At 76.0% G+C, this 2,927-nt stretch carries 2 protein-coding genes; both read right to left on the minus strand.

Features of this window, described 5'->3' with window-relative positions; all coding sequences use genetic code 11:
- Positions 1-34: 34 nt before the first annotated feature.
- Positions 35-967: a C40 family peptidase gene (locus ACFCX4_RS35670; protein ID WP_376151534.1), complete on the minus strand. Its 933-nt coding sequence runs from the start codon at positions 965-967 to the stop codon at positions 35-37.
- A 256-nt stretch (positions 968-1,223) separates the two neighbouring features.
- Positions 1,224-2,648: an acyl-CoA synthetase gene (locus ACFCX4_RS35675; RefSeq protein WP_376151536.1), complete on the minus strand. Its 1,425-nt coding sequence runs from the start codon at positions 2,646-2,648 to the stop codon at positions 1,224-1,226.
- Between the last annotated feature and the right edge of the window lie 279 nt (positions 2,649-2,927).

The raw sequence follows: 2,927 nt of genomic DNA on the forward strand, positions 1-2,927 counted from the left end.
CCACGACCCGGGCACCGGCGGGCGGCGGCATGCCTCAGGGCCGGCCCATGTGGGTCGGGTAGTAGCCGCTGCTGATCCGCGAGATCCGGATCAGGGTGCCGGGCCGGGCGGCCTCGACGTACTGGTTGTTGCCCAGGTAGACGGCCACGTGGTGGATGCCCCGCGCGGTGCCGTCCCCCCAGAACAGCAGGTCGCCCCGGCGCAGCTGCCCCGCCGTCACCGGCGTGGTGGCGGCGTACTGGTCGCTGGCGACCCGGGGCAGGTCGATTCCGCCGCGCCGGAAGGACTGCTGGACGAGACCCGAGCAGTCGTAGCCGTCCGGCCCGTTCCCGGCCGTCCGGAACGGCTTGCCCAGCTGCGCGAGCGCGTACAGCACCGCCGTCTCGACGTCGCCGTCCACCGCCGGGGCCGCCGACGGGGCGGCGGCGGCCGGGGCGGACGCCGAGTCCGCCGACGCGGAGCCCCCGCCCGACCCGCCGGTCCGCGCCAGGTAGACGTCGTAGTGCGTGGTCCACCGCCACTGGCCCTGGCTGTTGCGGAACCAGTAGCGCGACCCGTCCCACCCCTGGGTGATCCCCCCGGCGGACGCGCTCGCCGCCGGGGAGCCGCCCGAGGCGCGGGCGGTGCCCGTGGAGGCGGCCGGGGCGGCCGCCGCCCCGGTGCGGGCCAGGTAGACGTCGTAGTGGGCGGTCCAGCGCCAGTGGCCCTGGGCGTCCTTGAACCAGTACCGCGAGCCGTCCCAGCCGGCGTGGGCGGGCGCCGGCTCGGCCGCCGCGGTGCCCGCACCGGTGCCGAGGCCGATCACGCCGGCGCCGGCGGCGATCACGGCCACCATGCCTATGCTCCGGCGGATCCGCGCCGCACGGGAGGGACGGGCACCCGGTGCCGGCCGGGGGGAGGTGGCGGTGGTCTGCTGTCCGGTCGCGTCGTCGGCGGCACCCGGTGCGCCGGTGTTGACGGTCGTCATGCTGCTGTCTTCCTTTGCTGGTCGCGCCGGCCGGGCCGACCGCCTCGGACGTGTCGACCACGTCGTCGCCGTCGGTCGCCCCGGCCGCGCTGAACGCTGGGAGCTGAACGCTGGACGCGGCGCGCGGGCCTGGGCCCGGCCGCGCCGCTTGTCACGTTAGGCATGCGTCCGCTCACGGCGCGCAGTGGAGTGCGCCAAAGGAATGCTCACGGAAGGTGAGCGTCCGTCACCCGACGCGGCGCCGGGTGACCGCCCGTCACCCGGGTGCCGACTCCGTGAGCAGCTGCTTCTTCAGCACCTTTCCCAGGGCGTTCCTGGGCAGTTCGGGCACCAGCACCACCCGGCGGGGACGCTTGTGCACCGAGAGCCGCTCCGCCACGAAGGCCGTCAACTGGTCCCCCGTCACGGGACCGTCCGGGACGACGTACGCCACGATCACCTGGCCGAGGTCCTCGTCGGGCACGCCGACCACGGCGGCGTCGGCCACCGCCGGGTGGTCGCGCAGCGCCCCCTCCACCTCGCCGGCGCCGATCCGGTACCCGCCGCTCTTGATCAGGTCGACGGAGGCGCGCCCGACGATCCGGTGAAAACCGTCCTCCCCGATCACCGCGACGTCCCCGGTACGGAACCAGCCGTCGACCGTCCACGCCTCGGCGTCGGCGTCCGGCCGGTTCAGGTACCCGCGGAACAGGGTCGGCCCGGCGACCTGGAGCTCGCCGACGCTCTCGCCGTCGTGCGGCACGGGTCCGCCGTCCTCGCCGACCAGCCGGGTGCGCACCCCGGCCACCGGCAGGCCGACGCTGCCCGCGCGGCGCTCGCCGTCGGCCCGGGTGGAGACGGTGATCAGCGACTCCGTCATGCCGTAGCGCTCGATCGGGGCGTGGCCGGTCAGCGCGGCGAGCCGTTCGAACACCGGCACCGGGAGCGGGGCGCTGCCGGAGACCAGCAGCCGGGCCGGGGCCAGCCGGGCGGCGGCCTCGCCGTCCGCCGCCAGCCGGGACCAGACGGTCGGCACGCCGAAGTAGAGGCTGCCGCCGGCCGCCGCGTACCCGTCGGGCGTGGGCCGCCCGGTGTGCACCAGCCGGCTGCCGGTGCGCAGTGCGCCGAGCACGCCGAGCACCAGGCCGTGCACGTGGAACAGCGGCAGGCCGTGCACCAGGGTGTCCTCGGCGGTCCACTGCCAGGCCTCGGCGAGCGCGTCCAGGTCGGCGGCGACGGCCGAGCGGCCGATCACGGCGCCCTTGGGCGCACCGGTGGTGCCCGAGGTGTAGAGCACGAAGGCGGTCGCCGCCGGGTCGGGCTCGGCGTACGTGGTGGCGGAGCGCTCCCGCAGGTCGACCGGCAGCCCGGGGATCCCGGCGTCCTGCGGCAGGGCGTCCTGGGCCGCGTGGGCGAGCAGGGCGGCGCCGGAGTCGCGCAGGATGTGCGCGCGCTCCTTGGGGCCCGAGTCGGGCGGCAGCGGGACGACCGGGACCCCGGCGAGCAGGCCGCCGACGACGGCGGCCACGGTCTCGGCGGTGGGGCGGGCGAGCACCGCGAGGGCGGGCGCGCCGGCCACCCGGTCGGCGACGGCGGTGGCCGCGCCGAGCAGCTGCTCGCGGGAGAGCCCGGGCCCGCCGGAGATCCGCAGCGCGTCGGCGGAGTCGCCGAGGCCGCCCTGAAGCGCCGTCAAGAGTGTCATGCGTCTGCCTCGCCCCTGTCCACGATGTCCGCTGGCCCGCCGTACGGCGGTCGGCGGCGGGTGTTTGGATACGGTGCACCGCACCGGCCCACGAATTCCAAGAGGAGAGCACGTGTACCCACCCTCCGCGGGGGACCTTCAGGAGAGCGGCAGCCGACAACCCGACTTCGCCTTACTGACGAAGCGTGAGGCCGAGGTCATGGCGTCGCGCGGACGCATGGCGGGCTTGGTCTCGACGTCGACGATCAGCTTGTCGAAGTCGGTCCGCTGCTCGACACG

The sequence above is a fragment of the Kitasatospora sp. NPDC056327 genome (assembly GCF_042261735.1).
GTDB lineage: Bacteria > Actinomycetota > Actinomycetes > Streptomycetales > Streptomycetaceae > Kitasatospora.

Excerpts from the sequence above, each read along its gene's own strand:
- ACFCX4_RS35670 (WP_376151534.1), bottom strand. The coding sequence starts at position 967 with ATGACGACCGTCAACACCGGCGCACCGGGTGCCGCCGACGACGCGACC.
- ACFCX4_RS35675 (WP_376151536.1), bottom strand. The coding sequence starts at position 2,648 with ATGACACTCTTGACGGCGCTTCAGGGCGGCCTCGGCGACTCCGCCGAC.